The sequence below is a fragment of the Epilithonimonas bovis DSM 19482 genome, assembly GCF_900108115.1.
GTDB classification, from domain to species: Bacteria; Bacteroidota; Bacteroidia; order Flavobacteriales; family Weeksellaceae; genus Epilithonimonas; species Epilithonimonas bovis.
Genome location: NZ_FTPU01000048.1, coordinates 1 through 18,518, shown reverse-complemented (window position 1 = coordinate 18,518; position 18,518 = coordinate 1). Strand labels below are relative to the sequence as shown.

General features: G+C 39.3%; 13 protein-coding genes, 3 tRNA genes and 1 pseudogene. 11 read left to right on the top strand and 6 right to left on the bottom strand.

Going from position 1 to position 18,518, the window contains the following annotated elements:
• Positions 1-294 (top strand): annotated as a pseudogene (locus tag B0B05_RS16850) (IS5/IS1182 family transposase); the annotation flags it as partial.
• An 81-nt stretch (positions 295-375) separates the two neighbouring features.
• Here the strand turns inward: B0B05_RS16850 and gap are convergent.
• Together gap and pfkA are read right to left on the bottom strand one after the other, a co-directional pair.
• Positions 376-1,380 carry a type I glyceraldehyde-3-phosphate dehydrogenase gene (gene gap, locus B0B05_RS14650; protein ID WP_076784352.1) on the bottom strand — a complete coding sequence of 335 codons (1,005 nt, stop codon included), beginning with the start codon at positions 1,378-1,380 and terminating at the stop codon, positions 376-378.
• A gap of 47 nt (positions 1,381-1,427) precedes the next feature.
• A complete protein-coding gene (pfkA, locus tag B0B05_RS14645) occupies positions 1,428-2,414 on the bottom strand; it encodes a 6-phosphofructokinase (protein WP_076784351.1) in 987 nt (328 codons plus the stop codon).
• A gap of 306 nt (positions 2,415-2,720) precedes the next feature.
• On the opposite strand from pfkA, the gene B0B05_RS14640 reads away from it, so the two are divergent.
• The gene (locus tag B0B05_RS14640) at positions 2,721-3,647 is read left to right on the top strand and encodes a malate dehydrogenase (RefSeq protein WP_076784350.1); all 927 of its coding nucleotides are present in this window, start codon (positions 2,721-2,723) and stop codon (positions 3,645-3,647) included.
• 48 nt (positions 3,648-3,695) lie between these two features.
• On the opposite strand, the gene B0B05_RS14635 is transcribed toward B0B05_RS14640, so the two are convergent.
• Positions 3,696-4,262 carry a DUF4256 domain-containing protein gene (locus B0B05_RS14635; RefSeq protein WP_076784349.1) on the bottom strand — a complete coding sequence of 189 codons (567 nt, stop codon included), beginning with the start codon at positions 4,260-4,262 and terminating at the stop codon, positions 3,696-3,698.
• A 119-nt stretch (positions 4,263-4,381) separates the two neighbouring features.
• Between B0B05_RS14635 and B0B05_RS14630 the strand changes: the two genes are divergently transcribed.
• The 4 genes from B0B05_RS14630 to B0B05_RS14615 all read left to right on the top strand — a co-directional run bounded on the left by B0B05_RS14630 (position 4,382) and on the right by B0B05_RS14615 (position 10,367).
• Positions 4,382-6,535 (top strand): outer membrane beta-barrel protein, encoded by a 2,154-nt coding sequence (locus B0B05_RS14630; protein ID WP_076784348.1) that lies wholly within the window; start codon positions 4,382-4,384, stop codon positions 6,533-6,535.
• Between the two features lie 293 nt (positions 6,536-6,828).
• Complete coding sequence (gene pafA / locus B0B05_RS14625) at positions 6,829-8,475, top strand: alkaline phosphatase PafA (protein WP_076784347.1); 1,647 nt, start codon at positions 6,829-6,831, stop codon at positions 8,473-8,475.
• A 145-nt stretch (positions 8,476-8,620) separates the two neighbouring features.
• Complete coding sequence (locus tag B0B05_RS14620; RefSeq protein ID WP_076784346.1) at positions 8,621-9,391, top strand: TIGR02757 family protein; 771 nt, start codon at positions 8,621-8,623, stop codon at positions 9,389-9,391.
• A 307-nt stretch (positions 9,392-9,698) separates the two neighbouring features.
• The gene (locus B0B05_RS14615) at positions 9,699-10,367 is read left to right on the top strand and encodes a YceI family protein (protein ID WP_076784345.1); all 669 of its coding nucleotides are present in this window, start codon (positions 9,699-9,701) and stop codon (positions 10,365-10,367) included.
• 413 nt (positions 10,368-10,780) lie between these two features.
• Here the strand turns inward: B0B05_RS14615 and uvrA are convergent, their stop codons facing one another.
• Entirely contained in the window at positions 10,781-13,570 is a 2,790-nt protein-coding gene (uvrA, locus tag B0B05_RS14610; protein WP_076784344.1) for an excinuclease ABC subunit UvrA, read from the bottom strand.
• A 214-nt stretch (positions 13,571-13,784) separates the two neighbouring features.
• On the opposite strand from uvrA, the gene B0B05_RS14605 reads away from it, so the two are divergent.
• Both B0B05_RS14605 and prmA read left to right on the top strand, forming a co-directional pair.
• Complete coding sequence (locus tag B0B05_RS14605; RefSeq protein ID WP_076784343.1) at positions 13,785-15,584, top strand: TonB-dependent receptor plug domain-containing protein; 1,800 nt, start codon at positions 13,785-13,787, stop codon at positions 15,582-15,584.
• Between the two features lie 133 nt (positions 15,585-15,717).
• Complete coding sequence (prmA, locus tag B0B05_RS14600; protein ID WP_076784342.1) at positions 15,718-16,545, top strand: 50S ribosomal protein L11 methyltransferase; 828 nt, start codon at positions 15,718-15,720, stop codon at positions 16,543-16,545.
• A gap of 124 nt (positions 16,546-16,669) precedes the next feature.
• Here prmA and B0B05_RS14595 read toward each other — a convergent pair whose 3' ends face one another.
• Entirely contained in the window at positions 16,670-17,677 is a 1,008-nt protein-coding gene (locus B0B05_RS14595; RefSeq protein ID WP_076784341.1) for an N-acetylmuramoyl-L-alanine amidase, read from the bottom strand.
• Positions 17,678-17,813: 136 nt separating this feature from the next.
• Here B0B05_RS14595 and B0B05_RS14590 point away from each other — a divergent pair.
• The 3 genes from B0B05_RS14590 (at position 17,814) to B0B05_RS14580 (ending at position 18,092) form a co-directional block, all read left to right on the top strand.
• Positions 17,814-17,898 (top strand) — tRNA-Ser (locus tag B0B05_RS14590).
• Positions 17,899-17,911: 13 nt separating this feature from the next.
• A tRNA-Pro gene (locus B0B05_RS14585) sits at positions 17,912-17,986 on the top strand.
• Positions 17,987-18,018: 32 nt separating this feature from the next.
• Positions 18,019-18,092: transfer RNA gene (locus tag B0B05_RS14580), tRNA-Arg, on the top strand.
• 108 nt (positions 18,093-18,200) lie between these two features.
• Here B0B05_RS14580 and B0B05_RS14575 read toward each other — a convergent pair.
• Positions 18,201-18,518: transposase (locus tag B0B05_RS14575; RefSeq protein ID WP_076784340.1), on the bottom strand; the 318-nt coding region annotated here is incomplete at its 5' end.

The window sequence follows — 18,518 nt, the reverse complement described above, 5'->3', positions numbered from 1 at the left end:
CCAAGAAAAAAAGACACTGCTTATCAAAAGCAGACAAAGCGCAAAAAATTTAGAACCAGAGCGGCAATAGAACCTATCATCGGACATTTAAAAACCGATTTTAGGCTGGCAAAAAATTACTTCATGGGAGAAACGGGACCACAAATCAATGCATTACTAGCTGCAACCGCTTGGAACATGAAGAAAATGATGGAACTACTGAAACAGAAAATTATTTTCTTATTTTATAAGATACAAATTATGCTGTTTTCTAATCCTGTTTTTAAAAATAAATTAAATAGTGGGTTTTGTTAAGGAACGACTATATATGATTTTTTATACACAAAAAAACCTCTGAATTACTCAGAGGTTCTTTATAATGGTCAAATTCATTAATTATAATGAAGAAGAGTGTACCAAAAGGTCAGTTAATTTGTTTGAATAACCCCACTCGTTATCATACCAAGAAACCAATTTTACAAAGGTAGGTGATAGCATAATACCAGCTTCTTTATCAAAAATGGATGTTCTGGCATCACTTACAAAATCCTGGGAAACTACAGCATCTTCTGTATAGCCTAAGATTCCTTTTAGTTCGCCTTCTGATGCTGCTTTGATAGCTGCAGCGATCTCATCGTAAGAGGTTGGTTTTTCCAATCTTACTGTAAGGTCTACTACAGAAACATCTGCCGTTGGAACTCTGAATGACATACCGGTTAATTTCCCGTTAAGAGAAGGGATTACTTTTCCTACTGCTTTTGCGGCACCTGTAGAAGAAGGGATAATGTTGTTAAGCGCAGATCTTCCACCTCTCCAGTCTTTTGCAGATGGTCCGTCTACAGTTTTCTGAGTGGCTGTAGTTGCATGTACAGTTGTCATAAGGCCTTCTGCGATACCAAAGTTATCATGGATTACTTTAGCCAACGGCGCAAGACAGTTGGTAGTACAAGATGCGTTGGAGAAGATTTTAACATCATCTGTAAGCTCTTTGTGGTTAACACCCATTACAAACATTGGCGTATCATCCTTGGAAGGTGCGGATAAGATTACTTTTTTTGCACCGGCGTTGATGTGAGCCTGAGCTGCATCTTTGGTAAGGAATAATCCTGTAGATTCTACGATATATTCAGCACCAACTTCGTTCCATTTTAGGTTGTTAGGGTCTTTCTCAGCTGTTACACGGATCGTTTTACCGTTAACCACAAGATTATTACCCTGTACTGATACTTCACCTTTGAATGTTCCGTGAACAGAATCGTATTTTAGCATATAAGCCATGTATTCTGCATCGATAAGGTCATTGATACCTACTACTTCGATGTTGTCTCTTTCAGTCATTGCTCTGAAAACCAAACGTCCTATTCTACCGAATCCGTTAATTCCTACTTTAATTGTTGACATATTGTTTAAAAAAATTTAAGTTTTTAAAATTTACTAATTATAATATTTTACATTGCTAATATCTCTGCGATATGCAATAGATTTTTATCGATCTCGTTATGTTTTTTGATAGCTTCCTCAATAGGCGTGTAGGTAATCTTATTACCCTGCATGCCCACCATCACTTTGTTTTTGCCTTCCATAAGGCCTGTTACCGCACCATACCCCAGGTTGCTTGCCAGCACACGGTCTGCACAGCTTGGCGATCCGCCACGCTGGATGTGGCCCAGGATGGTAACACGGATGTCAAAATTAGGGAACTCTTCTTTTGTAGCCTTGGCAATATCATAGATGCTTCCTAGTTCTTCGCCTTCTGCAACCACAACAACACTGGAGGATTTTCCTACTTTTTCTGCCGTGCGGAAGTTCTCAAAAAGATCATGGATACTGTCTTTTCTTTCCGGGATTAGGATGTCAAGCGCTCCTGTTGCTATACCGCTGTTAAGCGCAATAAAACCAGCATCTCTGCCCATTACTTCTACAAAAAATACACGGTTGTGCGAGGTTGCCGTATCACGGATTTTATCAATGGCATCCATCGCGGTATTAAGAGCCGTATCATAACCAATGGTGTTATCTGTACCAAAGATATCATTATCAATTGTACCGGGCACGCCAATCACTTTGATACCAAACTCTTCATTAAAGATTTTTGCACCGGTAAAACTCCCGTCTCCACCAATACATACCAATGCGTCGATCCCTAATTTCTGGCACTGTTCGTAAGCTTTTTTACGCCCTTCAGGTGTCATGAATTCTTTGGATCTTGCTGATTTTAGAATAGTTCCGCCCTGATTAATAATATTTTTTACAGAACGGGCACCCATCTTGGTAACGTCGCCGGCAATAAGCCCGTTATAACCTTCGCGAATCCCATAACAGGTGATATTGAAGTGATTTGCTGTTCTTACAACGGCACGGAGTGCGGCATTCATACCTGGTGCATCTCCTCCGGACGTGAGAACGGCAATGGATTTTATATTGTTTTCTGACATATATTCAAAAATTTTCCAAGCAAATTTACAAAATCTGGATCACATTTCCGATGCTGAATTAATTATTATGCAACAAATTATAATACAAATGCTATTATAGCATCTTAAGCCAACAATTATGCAAACAGGTACAATGAAAGGCCAGGCTATGGGATATGACAAATATTGGAATTTATTTTTTTTATCAGTCAAAAGAACTTTTATTATATTTACGATTATTAGGATGCTCGTTCATGGCAATGGCAAAAGGCTCTTGTTTTACGAATCATGAAATCAATTAAATAGAAAAACAAAAAAAATTATATTATGAAAGTTACCGTAGTAGGCGCAGGCGCAGTGGGAGCAAGCTGTGCTGAGTATATTGCAATGAAAAATTTTGCGTCAGAAGTGGTTTTGGTGGATATCAAAGAAGGTTTTGCCGAAGGTAAGGCCATGGATCTTATGCAAACGGCTTCTCTTAATGGTTTTGATACCAAAATTACCGGGACAACAGGTGATTATGCCAAAACTGCGGGATCCAAAGTGGCGGTGATTACGTCCGGAATCCCAAGAAAACCCGGGATGACCAGAGAAGAATTGATTGGTATCAATGCGGGTATTGTAAAAGATGTAACCGAAAACCTGGTAAAGCATTCGCCAGATGTGATTATCATTGTCGTATCAAACCCAATGGATACCATGGCTTATTTGGTTCATAAAACTTCGGGGCTTCCTAAGGAGAAAATCATAGGTATGGGTGGTGCGCTGGATTCTGCAAGATTCAAATACAGGTTGGCAGAAGCCCTGGAATCTCCAATTTCTGATGTAGACGGGATGGTAATTGCCGCCCATTCTGATACCGGTATGTTGCCACTGTACAGCAAAGCGACCCGAAATGGCGTTCCTGTATCCGAATTTTTGAGCGAGGAGCAAAAAGCATCTGTTATAGAGGAAACCAAAGTGGGTGGCGCAACATTGACGAAATTATTAGGAACATCTGCTTGGTATGCGCCGGGAGCTGCTGTTTCGGTGATGGTTCAGGCAATCTTATGCGATCAGAAAAAAATGATCCCCTGTTCCGTTATGCTGGATGGCGAATATGGGCAAAGCGACATTTGCCTGGGTGTTCCCACTATTATTGGGAAAGATGGTATAGAAAGTATTGTTAATATAACGCTTACCGCCGAAGAGCAGCTTAAGTTCGCCGAAGCAGCTAAGGCCGTAAAAGAAGTTAATGGTGATCTTAAGTTTTAAGTTCTCCCTAGCATAAAGATATTAAACCGCATTTTTGATGCGGTTTTTTTATATTCTCAAAGCACCACGGAAACCTCTTGCAGCATAATAGGATTCAGCGCCATTATGATAAAGGAAAACAGTGTCATAACGCCGATCGCAGAAAATAGCGCCGCCCAGTTTTCGTATTTCAGATGACGTAGCGATCCAGCTGGAGGTCTTCAAATCAAATTTCCCTAAGGTCTGTAGGTAGCGGTATTGTTCTTCTGTCAAAATTTTAATTCCCATTTCAGATGCCATGTCTATTGTGCGATTTGCAGGTTTATGTTCTTTTCGGGAGTTGAGCGCTTCTCGGTCGTAGCAGAGGCTTCTTCTGCCTTTTCGGCTTTCTGCAGCGCAGTCAAAGAACAGGTATTCATCAGTTACTGCATCATAATGCATAACATCGGGCTCGCCTTCGGTCCTCTCCATTTCATTGAGAGACCATAATTCTAGCGGTGCAGCATTCAGTTTTTGGACGATATTTTCCCAACTGATAAGCTGATGGCGGTCAGGATTTTTTTCAAACCTTATTTTTAGGTTATTAATCAATGTATCCTTTTGGCTTTGGGTCAATGTCTGGTTAGGTGTTGCCACGTTATTAATTTTATAAATAGTACATCAAATTTAAACATAATTGTTGCGATTTCAGAAATAATTGACAGTACGATGTAACAATTAGTAAGATTCTGTTGTCTTATATAAAAAAACTAAACATGAGATTAACCTTTTCTACCTTGGGAATGCTTGTTGCAACCTTGTCTTTTGCGCAAACCAGCGATACTATAAAATCTAAAGAAATAGAGGCAGTAACAGTTATTGCCAAAAAACCAACGGTTGAGAGCAAAGCTGACAGGACGGTTTTCAACGTGGCCAACAGTTCTATTGTCGCGGGGAACACCACCTGGGATATTGTGCGGATGACACCGCTAATAAGTATTGATAATAATGATAATGTAAGAGCAGAAGGCGAATCTGTCACCGTTTACATTAATGACAGAAAGTCAATTTTTACTGGTAAAGAACTGAAGGAATATCTCAAAACGATCCCTGCAGACAACCTGATGAAAATAGAAGTGATTACGAGCCCGTCTTCCCGTTATGAAGCAACGGGAGCAGTCATTAATATTGTTCTCAAAAAACGCGATGATGAAGGTGTAAAAGGCAGTGTTTCTCTTACTAATACTCAGAATACAAAGAATAACCAGTATGCCAGCCTTAATGTTAATTACCATAAAAAGAGCTTTACCCAGACTGTTACCGGGAGCTATGGTGATAATACTTTTATATCTACCAACAGATCTCAGCTGGATTTTTACGATAACAGTAACCGCCGGCTTATAGAAGCTTCTACCACTTATAAAGGTAAAAACCCTTCTGTGTCGTCTACGTCTGAGTTCGAACTTAATGATAAAAATAATATCGGACTTGTGGTAGAATATTATAAAAGTAACAGAAATTCTGCGTCAGATAACAGCACGACAGACTTCAGCGATGAGGTATTTAAGAATTATAACCAGCAGTTGCTGACAACAGATCTTAAAAATAATACACTGGGCACCAACTTTTTTTATAAATATTACGATAAAGAAAAAAATAAAATACTGGATGTTAACATTGGCGTCAATTACGATTCAGACGATAGTGTGACCAATAATTCGACCTATTTCTACAACACGCTGCCGGCGCTTGTGCCTTACAGTAACACAGCATCGCAGATCAACTCTTTTGCACAGACGAGGAATTATTTTGTCAAAATAGATTATACAACTCCTTTGGGGAAAAATGGCGGTAATCTGGAAGTAGGTGGCAAAGCCAATTTTAATAACAACGTGGTTCCAAACGATTATTTTGATTTTTCTAACGACAGCCGGCTGACCAGTGATTTCCATTACACGGATAATATCAATTCGCTTTATTTTAATTACAGTAAGACATTTTTTGAAAAGCTGGAAACACGTATAGGTCTGCGTTATGAGTACATCCGATACACTTTGCGCGAAAATGTCGCCGACGTTGGCAGGAAAGATTCTTATGGCAGCTTTTTGCCAAACCTCCTGTTAAAATATTCATTCTCCACCAATTATGATTTGAGTTTAACCTACAATCATAACTTGTGGCGGCCATGGTACTCAGAATTTAATCCTTTCCAGATGCCCAATAACAACGGGATGGATTACCGCGGAAATATGAATCTGCTGCCTAACCCAAGTGATCGGGTAGTGATGAAATTTGGTTTTTTCAAAAAATACTTCCTCTCGGCCAGATATATGTTTACCAATCAGGATTACTGGGAGAACTATACAGAGGAAGGCGGCAAAACAGTAATGTTCCCGGATAACTTCAAAGGTCGTGTCCAGAGGCTCTCCTTGTTCGCTAATACCAATCAAAACCTTCTAAAGAACAAGCTGAATGTCAACTTAGGGCTTGGCTGGTATTACATTGATAACAGCGACTTCAATTCCCGGAATAATCTGGGCTCAGAAAGTAATTATATCAAATATTTTGCAGGATCTGCCAACCTAACCTATACCAACCTGTTTAGCAAAAATATCAATGTGAGCGCATGGTTAAGCGTGGATAATCAGAATAACGGGAATTCGGTTTCCAACAAAACCAATTTCTTCCACAATATTTCGGTTACCAAATTGTTCCCGGCATTGCAAATGGAAACCAGTCTGCAGCTGATGAATATATTCAGGAGGCCATCCATGGATACCACCTCTTACACTCAAATAGGGAAGGTGTACAATTATAACAAATGGGACTGGTATGGTTTTTCTCTCACTTTTGTAAAACGTTTTGGAAACCAAAAAGTAAAAGAAAATACCAAAACCGATGTTGAGAAAAATTCAGGTGGTTCAAAATAGATTAGATGACCTTTTACAGATCAAGGAACGGGCAATGGCTCGTTCTTTTTTTATTTAAGAATGTTTGTCAATGCTTGATAAAAATTCTTCTGTTAAGTTTTATATTAAGCTTGTCTAAATATTCAGACGGCTATTGCGAAAATCAAACTTTTAGTATTAACATTGTCAGGCTGAGGCTCTCGAAGCCTTTGTGAAAATAATATTCATTAAAAATATACGCGAAACTTTAATAAAAATTTCATATCCCAAAACTTTTAAAAGCTGTAAATTTGGCTTCAATAAAAAGTAATTCAATGTTCAGAAAAATTCAGATTTTCGTTTTAGCTGTGGCTACATTTGGAAATGTAAATGCTCAGAAAACAAAATTAAATTCATCGGAAAGGCCAAAATTAGTCGTAGGATTAGTTGTTGATCAAATGCGCTGGGATTATCTCTACCGTTATTATGATAAATTTGGGAATGACGGCTTCAAAAGGTTATTGGGAGAAGGCTATTCCCTTAATAACGTTCATATCCCATATGTTCCTACGGTAACGGCTTTGGGACATACTTCGATTTATACAGGATCTGTTCCTGCCATTCACGGCATTGCTGGTAATGACTGGAACGATAAAGAAACTGGCAAAAACGTGTATTGTACCACAGACGAAAACGTACAGCCGGTAGGCACTACAAATACAAAAGTTGGCAGCCACTCACCGAAAAATCTTTGGTCAACCACTATTACAGACGAGTTGAGGCTGGCGACCAACTTTCAGGGGAAAGTCATTGGGGTCTCTCTCAAAGACCGCGCTTCTATTCTTCCGGCCGGGCACACGCCAAACGGTGCTTTTTGGTTTGACGATTCCTCAGGGAATTTCGTTACAAGTACTTGGTATATGAAGGATTTACCACAATGGATCAAGGATTTTAATGGTCAGAATTTGCCGGACAAGCTGGTTGCAAATGGCTGGGATACCTTGCTCCCAATCAATCAATATACAGAAAGTTCACCGGACAATTCTTCTTGGGAAGGTCTGTTGGGAAGTACAAAAACACCAACTTTCCCTTACAGCAACCTGGCAGCAGATTATCAGTCCAAAAAAGATAATATCCGCTATACACCGTTTGGTAATACACTGACTTTGAAATTGGCAGAAGCTGCGGTAGAAGGAGAAAAATTAGGAAGTGATAATATCGTCGATATGTTGGCAATCAATTTGGCATCCACAGATTATGCAGGACATAAATTTGGCCCGAATTCTATTGAGGTAGAAGATGTTTACCTAAGGTTGGATAAGGATTTGGCAGCCTTTTTCAAATATCTGGATTCTAAAGTTGGTAAAGGGAGTTATACTGTTTTTCTGTCTGCAGACCACGGTGCATCTCACGCTGTAGGCTTTTTGCAGGAACATAAAATCACAACAGGTTTCTTTGGCGAAGGTATGGAAAAGGATATTAATGAAAAGCTGAAAGCAAAATTTGGGGTGGATAAACTCATCAATGCTGTAGATAATTATCAGGTTTATTTTGACAGAAAATTATTGAGGGATAATAAGCTGGAGCTGGATGCAGTAAGAGATTTTACGATTTCGGAACTGCAAAAGAATCCGACCGTCTTGTATGCTGTCTCAGTAGAAAAAGTTCAGGAATCTACGATACCTGAGCCGATAAAATCCAGAATTATCAACGGAATCAACAGACAGAGAAGTGGTGATATCCAGTTGATTTCTCATGATTCTATGTTGCCGCCCTATTCAAAAACCGGGACTACGCACAGTGTCTGGAACTCGTATGACGCTCATATTCCGTTAATATTTATGGGTTGGGGCATAAAACAGGGCGAAAGTAATAAAGCTTATTTTATGACTGATATTGCGCCAACCATTTCTGCGTTGTTGCACATCCAGTTCCCAAGTGGCAATGTTGGAAATCCTATTGCAGAAGTCATTGGGAGATAACAATAGAAGTTGGAGTTTTAGTTTCAGATCCATTGCTTTAATTTTTTAAATAAAATATAAACTCAATATTTGTCATTCTGAAAGAACCTAAACCAGGAGATTCCGACGGAATGACAATTTTTTTTGCGGAAATTTGCAGCTGATTATGAAATTAAAAGAGAAAGATATTTTCGATTTGCTGAACGAGAAAGCGGAATTATACAATGCACCGGAGTTTATTACCGATGACCCAATTCAGATCCCGCATCGTTTTTCTTTGAAGCAGGATATTGAGATTGCCGGCTTTTTATCTGCCAGTATTGCCTGGGGAAACCGGAAATCGATCATCAATGATGCTAACAAAATGATTGAACTGATGGGGAATTCACCGTACGATTTCATCATGAATTTTACAGATTCTGACTTAAATAGAATTCCACAAAAAGCCATTCATAGGACGTTTAATCACGAAGATTTTATTTTCTTTCTAAAAAATTTTCGCCGAATTTACACTCAGTTTGAAAGCTTGGAAGATGTATTTCTAATCCATGACAACGAAATCAATTTTTCTCATTCTATCGAGCGTTTTAGAAATCATTTCATTTCCGAAAAACATCGTGGACAAAAACACGTGAGTTCGCCCTATAAAAATTCCGCTTCCAAACGATTGATTATGTACCTGCGCTGGATGGTGAGAAAAGACAAAAAAGGTGTTGATTTTGGGATTTGGGAAAAGATAGACCCGCGTTTTTTATCTGTGCCGCTGGACGTTCATACCGCTAATATTTCCAGGAAACTGGGGATTTTAACAAGAAAACAAAACGATTGGAAAGCGGTAGAAGAGTTAGATCTGATTCTCAGAAAATACAATCCCGTTGATCCGGCGATTTATGATTTTGCATTGTTTGGTTTAGGCGTTTCTAAAGAGTTTGAGTAAGCAGGAGCGAAATAAAAGATTACAAAAAATCACGACTTTAGATTTTATTGATAGAGGTCAAAAGATATTTTCATATCACCAAAATTCTTTATTAAAAGGATTTTTGTTATTTTAATTCTCGCAGATTTTTTCCGATTAAGCAGATGTTCAAATTTAAATCTGCAAAATCTGCTTCATTAGCGAGAATATTATATTTATCAGTATGTATTAAATAACGACCTCTATTTATTGATATAGATCAATGCCATAAGACCTTCTAAAGTTTTATTTTTGCGTCAGAAAAATATTAATTAAAAAATATTAGTCAATGAAAAAATTAACAGTATTAGCATTTGTTGGAGCAGCGTTGTTGTTCACAGCTTGTAACGACAAAAAAGAAACTGTAACAGCAGAGCAAGAAGTTGCAGCAAAAACCGGTGAAGTTTACAACGTAGATCTGGCCACTTCTAAAGTAGATTGGAAAGCGTTCCACAAAGGTGGATTTGCGCCAAGATGGGGAACTCTTAAATTGAAATCCGGAGAAATCACCGTTGAAAATGATGCGGTAACTTCTGGAGATTTCGTAATCGATATGACTACTTTGAAAGTAGATCCGGCTTCTGTAACCGAAGCTGACAAAAAACCGGCTGACTTGGAAGCGCACCTTAAAAATGCTGATTTCTTTGATGTTGAGAAACAACCAACTTCTGATTTCAAAATCACTGCTGTAGCTGACTTAGCTGGTGAACTTCCAAAAAATGCGGTTGCCGGTGCTAACAAAACGGTTAGCGGAAATCTTACATTGCTAGGAAAAACGCTTAACGTTTCTTTCCCTGCAAAAGTAACGGTTGCTGAAGGTAAAGCGGCTATCGAAGCTAAATTTACTGTAAACAGAGCAGATTGGGGAATCAAATTCGGGACTGATGAAACTGATCCGGCTGAATGGATGATTAGCAAAGACATCGAAATTGGTATCAATGTGAATGCTACAAAATAATAAAATCTGAAAATGAAAAGAGAGACTGCTTCGAAAGAAGTGGTCTTTTTTTATGATTATAAACACTTCGACTCCGCTCAGTGTGACACTTTTAGTACTAAATGTATAATAAGAATTGTCAGGCTGAGCGGAGTCGAAGCCTTTGTGAAATAAAAGAACCAGCTCTTTAGAAGCCGGTTCAGTAGATAAAACATCTCATTTTTTTAGTTAGACAACAACAAAAAAGGATAGCCGACAATGCTATCCTTTGATTTTTATATCAAATGTAATTTGAGTAATTGTAATGGAGTTAAAAGCAAATTTTGTGTTCATTTCCTAAATCTCTATGGTAAATTTAGAAAGAAAAACAATACGAAATGTAAACTGAATGTTAAAATTTCATACTTATCCACATTTTTTTGTGGATAACTTAGTTAATCGAGTTTTTCTTTAATATACTTTCCTGTAAACGACTTTTTCTCTTTTACCAAATCTTCCGGTGTTCCTGTGAAAACAATTTCGCCACCGTATTTCCCGGCATTTGGGCCGACATCGATGATGTAATCGGCGCATTTGATAATATCCGGCTGATGTTCTATCACAACCACAGAATGCCCTAATTCTATCAGTGCCTGAAGTGATTTCAGTAATTTTTGAATGTCGTGGAAATGTAATCCTGTTGATGGTTCATCAAAAACAAATAACGTTTTTTCCGTCGTTACACCTTTCACAAGGAAAGAGGCGAGCTTCACTCTTTGGGCTTCACCGCCGGAAAGAGTAGAGGAGGACTGGCCTAACTGAAGATAACCCAAACCAACGTCCTGCAAAGGTTTTAGTTTGGTTACAATTTTTTCTTCGTGATTTTCCGAGAAAAATTCCAATGCTTCATCCACCGTCATATGCAGGATGTCTGAGATGTTTTTCTCATCATATTTGACTTCGAGGATTTCTTTTTTGAAACGTGTGCCATGGCAATGCTCACACTCCAGCTCGATGTCCGCCATAAACTGCATTGATACGGTAATGATACCTTCGCCTTTGCACTCGTCACATCTTCCGCCATCCACATTGAAGGAGAAATGCTTCGGTTTGTAACCCTGGATTTTTGCGGACTTTTGTTTCGCAAAAAGATCCCGGATATCGTCGTAAGCTTTCAGATAAGTCACGGGGTTGGAGCGGGACGATTTCCCGATTGGGTTTTGGTCAATCAGTTCGATATTCTGGATCAGCTTTTTCGGGAATTCCACCGAATCGTAATCGGCTTTTTTGCCACCCATTCCCAGTTGGATCTGGATGGCATTGGTCATCACTTCCTTCATCAAAGTCGATTTTCCGCTTCCGGAAACGCCTGTGATAACTGTCAGACATTCTAACGGAACATCAACATCGATATTTTTTAAATTATTCTGGCGGGCACCTTTTATTGCGATGAATTCCTTCGGTTTTCTTCGTTTTTCAGGCACTTCTATTTTCAGTTCGCCATTCAGGTATTTTGCGGTTAAAGTATCAGACTTCAGCATCTCATTATAATCCCCGCTGAAAACAAGATCGCCACCAAGGTAGCCCGCTTCCGGGCCAATATCTATAATGTAATCTGCCGCAAGCATCACATCTTCGTCGTGCTCTACAACAATCACGGTATTTCCCAAATCGCGGAGTTGTTTGAGGACACCAATCAGATTTTCTGTATCGCGGGAATGCAGACCAATGCTCGGCTCATCCAAAATATAAATAGAACCAACCAGCGAACTTCCCAAGCTTGTCGCCAGATTGATTCTCTGGCTTTCTCCTCCGGAAAGCGTGTTGGATGTTCGGTTCAAAGTCAGATATCCAAGGCCGACTTTCGTCAGGAATTCTAATCTCGTTTCGATTTCGTAGGTCAGGCGTTTGGCAATTTCTCTGTCGTGGGCGTTCAGTTTTAAGCTTTTGATCAATGGCAGAAGTTCATCCAAAGGTAGTTCTATCAGTGATTGGATATTGTGACCGTCAATTTTTACCCAGCTTGTTTCTTCCCGCAATCGCAATCCTTCGCAATCGGGGCAAAGTGTTTTCCCACGATAGCGCGAAAGCATTACGCGGTATTGGATCTTGTAAAGATTTTCCTCAAGCATTTTGAAAAAATTATCAATACTTGGGAAACTTCTGGTTTTATCGCCTTTCCAAAGGAACTGTTTCTGCTCTTTTGTGAGTTGATGATAAGGCTTGTGAATTGGGAAATCTTTGGCTTTTTTGATGAATTCCTTTTTCCATTCGCTCATACTTTCGCCTTTCCAGGAAGCGACTGCATCTTCGTAAACCGAAAGATTTTTGTTTGGGATGACCAGATCTTCATCAATCCCGATAACTTTTCCGTAACCTTCGCAGGTCGGGCAGGCACCGTAAGGATTGTTGAAACTGAAATAATGGACATTCGGTTCGTTAAAAACAATGCCATCCAATTCGAATTTGTTAGAGAATTCACGGATTTTGCCATCATCTGTATTTTTAAGGGAACAGTAGCCCAGGCCTTCGTAAAAAGCCATCTGGATAGAGTCGGCAAGTCTTTGCAGAAAATTCTCATCTTCCTCATAACTGAACCGGTCAATAACCAAATTAATGGTCATTTCTTTTTCCGGGACAAAACCAAAGCTTTCCAGATCCTCGATCCCTGCAACATTGCCGTTAACTTCCAATCTCGTAAATCCTGAGACTTTCAGTGTTTTTAGCTGTTCTGCAAAATGATCCACTTCAAACTTCAGCGGCGCCAACAGCAAAAAAGTGGTATTTTTTTTAGAATCCCGGATGAAGTTAATCACATCGGTTACGCTGTCTTTTTTGACTTCTTCACCCGAAACAGGCGAATAGGTCCTCCCGACTCTGGCGAAAAAAAGTTTCAGGTAATCGTAGATTTCTGTTGAGGTGCCTACCGTAGATCTTGGGTTGGACGAGATCACCTTCTGCTGGATCGCAATAGAAGGCGCCAAACCTTTGATGTCATCTATTTTGGGTTTTTCTAATTTACCCAAAAACTGACGGGCATAGGAACTTAGACTTTCCACGTAACGCCTCTGTCCTTCGGCATAAATCGTGTCAAATGCAAGAGACGATTTTCCACTTCCGGAGACACCTGTTATCACAATGAGTTTGTTCTTTGGGATCAGAACATCAATGTGTTTCAGATTGTTAAGATGTGCGTTTTTAACGAAAATATATTTTTTGATATCGATTTCAGAAGCTGTAGCCATAGTAAAAATAAGACCTACAAATTTACGAAAAATTAAAAGGATAGCACCTATGATTTTTGGAATAAGTAAAGAGTAAAGTAGTTGCAAAATCAACCCCAAGTTGTTGCAGAGAAACAGGCATAGTGGTTAACGATATTATGTTTTGTATATTATTGGATAGGAAGTGGGCGCTAATTTCTATATTTGCCGCCAATTATCTGAAAGAAGTTAAACTATGAAAAAATTAATTCTCGCACTTTCTGTATTGGCTTTCCAAAAAAATTTGCTGGCACAGGATCAGGCAAGAGATATTGATGAAGTTAATTTACAAGGCCGGTTTTTATCAACGCCTTATAACGATGTCAATGAAAATGTAACGGTTATTACAAAACAACAAATCCAAAATAGTCCGGCAACCAGCATAGACGAATTGTTACAATTTTATTCTGGTTTGGATATCAAAAGACGAGGTTCCAACGGCGTGCAAAGCGACATCACCATCCGGGGAAGTTCTTTTGAGCAGGTTTTGGTCCTGGTCAACGGGATCCGGATGAATGATTCACAGACGGGGCATAATACCTTTAATATTCCGTTTGATATTTCATCGGTAGAGCGGGTTGAGATCATCAAAGGTTCATCGGCCAAATTGTATGGGCAGAACGTGTATGCAGGTGTCATCAATATTGTGACCAAATCATCTTCCGAAGAACAGGTAACCATCAAAGCACAAGGCGGCGATTTCAAAACTTATGATCTGTCGGCTTCAGCCACTTTCGGTTCGGAAAAATTCACGAATCTTTTCACACTCAGTAATGGTGCTTCGGACGGTTACCGATACAATACGGATTATCAGATCCGCAATTTCTTCTATCAAAACAAATTAAAATTAAATGAAGGAAGCCTGAGTTTACAGGCCGGTTTTTCTGAGAAGAAATTCGGTGCCAATGGTTTTTATGCCTCGCCAACGGCAATCAACCAATACGAGGAAACGCAGGCTTCTGTAGTGAGCTTGAAATACCAGCAGAAGTTTAATCATCTGTCGGTCAATTCCAGCGTCTATTGGAGAAGAGGACAGGATATGTACCTCTATACACGTCAAAATCCGGCAGGTTATAGAAATATGCACATTGGAAATAATGTCGGCGGGACAGTGAATGCAACTTATGAATCGTCACTCGGGACCACTGGAATTGGTGTGGATTACAGGAAAGAATATCTCGTAAGCAGTAATCTCGGAGATAGGAACCGGGATGTGACGCAGGTGTTTTTTGACCATCAGTTCAGGTTTTTTAATCAGAAATTAGAAATCAACCCGGGAGCAAGCTGGGCCAATTATTCGGGCGGTAATTTCTTCTATCCGGGGATGGATGTCGGTTTTATTTTTAATCCGAATCATAAAGTTTTTGGAGCCATTTCCAAAGGATTCAGGATCCCGACGTTTACGGATTTGTATTACACGAGTCCTACAGAAATAGGAAATCCTGACCTGGTTCCGGAAAGTGCTGTTTCATCAGAATTAGGTTATCGTTTCCAGAATGAGAAAATCCTGGCGAAAATCAGTGGTTTCATCAGAAATACCAATAACGGAATTGACTGGCTTAAAGAAACGCCCGAAAGCCCGTGGAAAGCAGAGAATGTTGGTGAAATTAATCTAAAAGGTTTCGAAACCGAATTCAGGCATCAGTTATTCCCATTTCTGAACTATCGCTTGGGTTACACTTATCTTGATAATCAATACAAGAATGAGGAACTTTCCAGATATGCTTTGCAAAATCTGAGACATCAGGTTGTGGCACAATTGGATGTTAAGTTTTTGAAGTTTTTCAGCAATCAATTGATTTATAAATATTCGGAACGTGTGAATCTCGGCAGTTATAATATCGTGGATGAGCAAATCAATTTCCGGTACAAAGACCTTAATTTTTATGTGTTGATTAATAACCTGACCAATACAAAATATACCGAAACCAATCTGGTTCCAATGCCCGGACGATGGTTTCACGTAGGATTTACGTATCAGATCAAAATGAATTAATTTTTTAAAAGCACAAAGCTTTTCCACAAGGTTCACAGGGATTTTATTTTTTTGAATATTTATAATTTTTGTGTCTGTTGTGGATTCCTTTTGTGCCTTTGTGGTTTTAACCTAAATTTGCAAAAAATCAAAAATGGCAGCATACTTAGAATTCAATTTCAAAATAAAACCTCTCCAACCTTGGAACGAAATACTGATGGCAGAACTGATAGAGATCGGTTTTGACAGCTTTACAGAAGAGTATGACGGGATTTTGGGTTACATTCAGAAAGATATTTTAAATGAAGACGAGCTGAGAAATGTTCAGTTGTTCCAAAATCCGGATGTTGAGATCTCTTACTCTTATGAGGAGATGCCAAATATCAATTGGAATGAGGAGTGGGAGAAGAATTTTTCACCCATCAATGTAGAAGATAAGGTGCTCATCAGAGCAGAATTCCACGAGCCGAATCCCAATTTGCACGAGATCGTAATCCAGCCGAAAATGTCTTTCGGGACGGGTCATCATCCTACGACACACCTGATGATCCAGCAGATGTTGGATATGGATCTGGAGAATAAAAAAGTGCTGGATATGGGTTGCGGAACTTCGGTTTTAGCGATTTTTGCCAAGCAAAAAGGAGCAGGCAGAACGGTTGCGATCGACATCGACGAATGGTCTGTAGAAAACTCCAAGGAAAATGCTGCCAGAAATAACGTTGAACTGGATATTGAGTTGGGTACGGCAGAAAATCTCGGTAAAGAGAAATTCGATATTATTTTGGCTAATATTAACCGTAATATTTTGATTTCTGACATCCCGACTTATGTTTCGGTTTTGGAAGATGGCGGAAAACTGCTGCTTTCAGGGTTGTGTTTCTTTGATGTGGATGATATTTTGGAGGTCTGCACGGAACAAAACCTCAAACTCGAAAAGAAAATCCAAAGAGAAGAATGGGTTTCTCTGTTGTTGAGTAAATAAATGATAATTATAAATTTAATAATTACTTTTAAAATAATAACAACCCTCGATTTTTCGAGGGTTGTTTGTTATTTATAGAAATAGGTTTTAAACTTAATCTTTTAGTTTATAAAATAATATTCATTTACTTCTGTGGATATTTCTGAATCAGAGCCTGTAAAATAGCCCAGGTTTCCGCATCCAGCAATCCGCTGTAGTTAGTCGGCCGGAAGTGGAACTGAAAGGCCTCAATTGTCTGCCTGGTTGCTTTGTCCCATGCGCCATTGACGGTAAGGTTATAGCCAAACTGCACCAGTTGCTGCTGTATTTTGGAGACAAATACCGGATCATTGTATTGGATGGCCAGTTCTTCATTTGACAAAATCTGAGCCTGCAAAGCCTGTTTTACGGCCTCATCATACCACATTCCCACCTGGTATTCATCATAGAGCCTTTTCCATGGGAAAAATGGCCCCGGATCCTGTTTTCTGGTTGGTGCAATATCAGAGTGGGCAAGGATGTTGGTTGGCGGGATATTATACCGCGCCACAATATCCTTTACCAAAGCGGCAACTTTTTGGAACTGTTCTTCCGGATAAGGGTAAAATATACGGTTATTAGACGGATCAGTCGTATAACCCTGGTTAACGATTTCGATGCCTATAGACGTGTCATTCAGTTGCTGGTCTTTTCTCCAGAAGCTGATACCCGCATGATAAGCTCTTTTGTTTTCGTCAACAAGCTGGTAAATGTCTTTATCCGGGAGGGTGCTCACCAGATAATGGGCGCTTACCGATTGCTGGGTAAGGGTGGAAACAGACCGGTCGTCGTCCAGCGCTGTATAGTGCAAAATCACGTAACGCTGGCGGAAGTTTTGCCCCAGCGAGGGGAAATAAGTTTTGACAATCTTATATCCCAAAGGTTTTGCACTTACTATAGAGCCATAACTGATGGTATTGTCATTCTTTGTAATATCAGCAATATTAATTTTGTAGTATTCACCTTCATCTTGTTTTATTGCAGGTTTTTTTTCCACAACAATAGGCTTCGGGGCAGTGCTTATATGTGAATTTTTATTTTTTGCAGTTTTTTGTTGAGATCCACATGAAATAATTGCCAGGCCTAAGGCTGTGAAATATAATGAATTACGCATTGGTATTGGGTTTGAGTGATTATTATGAGTCAAAAATATGAAAAAAAAAGAAGAAAAAGTTTTGGTTGGTAATCAAAAGTATTCTATATTTGCACTCGCAATTGAGCAGATAACGATCTTAAAATAATTTCTAAAAGGAGGGTTGCCAGAGTGGTTAATGGAGCAGTTTGCTAAACTGTCGACCCGAAAGGGTCGCAAGGGTTCGAATCCCTTACCCTCCGCATTAGAAAATCTCGGGGCGTAGCGTAGTCCGGTCATCGCGCCTGGTTTGGGACCAGGAGGTCGCAGGTTCGAATCCTGCCGCCCCGACAGTTTTTGTTGGTTTTGTAAAACTAACTAATGGGTGCGTAGCTCAGCTGGATAGAGCATCTGCCTTCTAAGCAGACGGTCAAAGGTTCGAATCCTTTCGCGCTCACTTCCCTTAAACCTCGATTTTATCGGGGTTTTTTTGTTTCCATTAGCTTATTCTCAATTTTTGTCTTTCACACCCTCTATAAGGTGGATCAAGATCAAACCTTGGGGACTAGGCAAAAATTTTAGATAATCTGAAAAGGAAAAATACTTTGTCTTTAACACCTCTAAGCTGCATTCTGAATTGCTTTATTTTCGAATTAAACGATTCTGCAGATGCATTGGTACTTCTTCTTTCAAAATAATTCAGGATGTCATTATAATGGTTTGTAATCGTATTTTTAAGTGTTGAAAAGGATTTAAAACCTGATTCTTCCACATCTTTAAACCAATGGGCAAGTTTGAGCATTGCTACAGATTTTAATGTGTTCTGATTATAAATTTTCCTTAGTTTATCGGATAAATTGTAAGCTTTTTCCAAATCTGGATA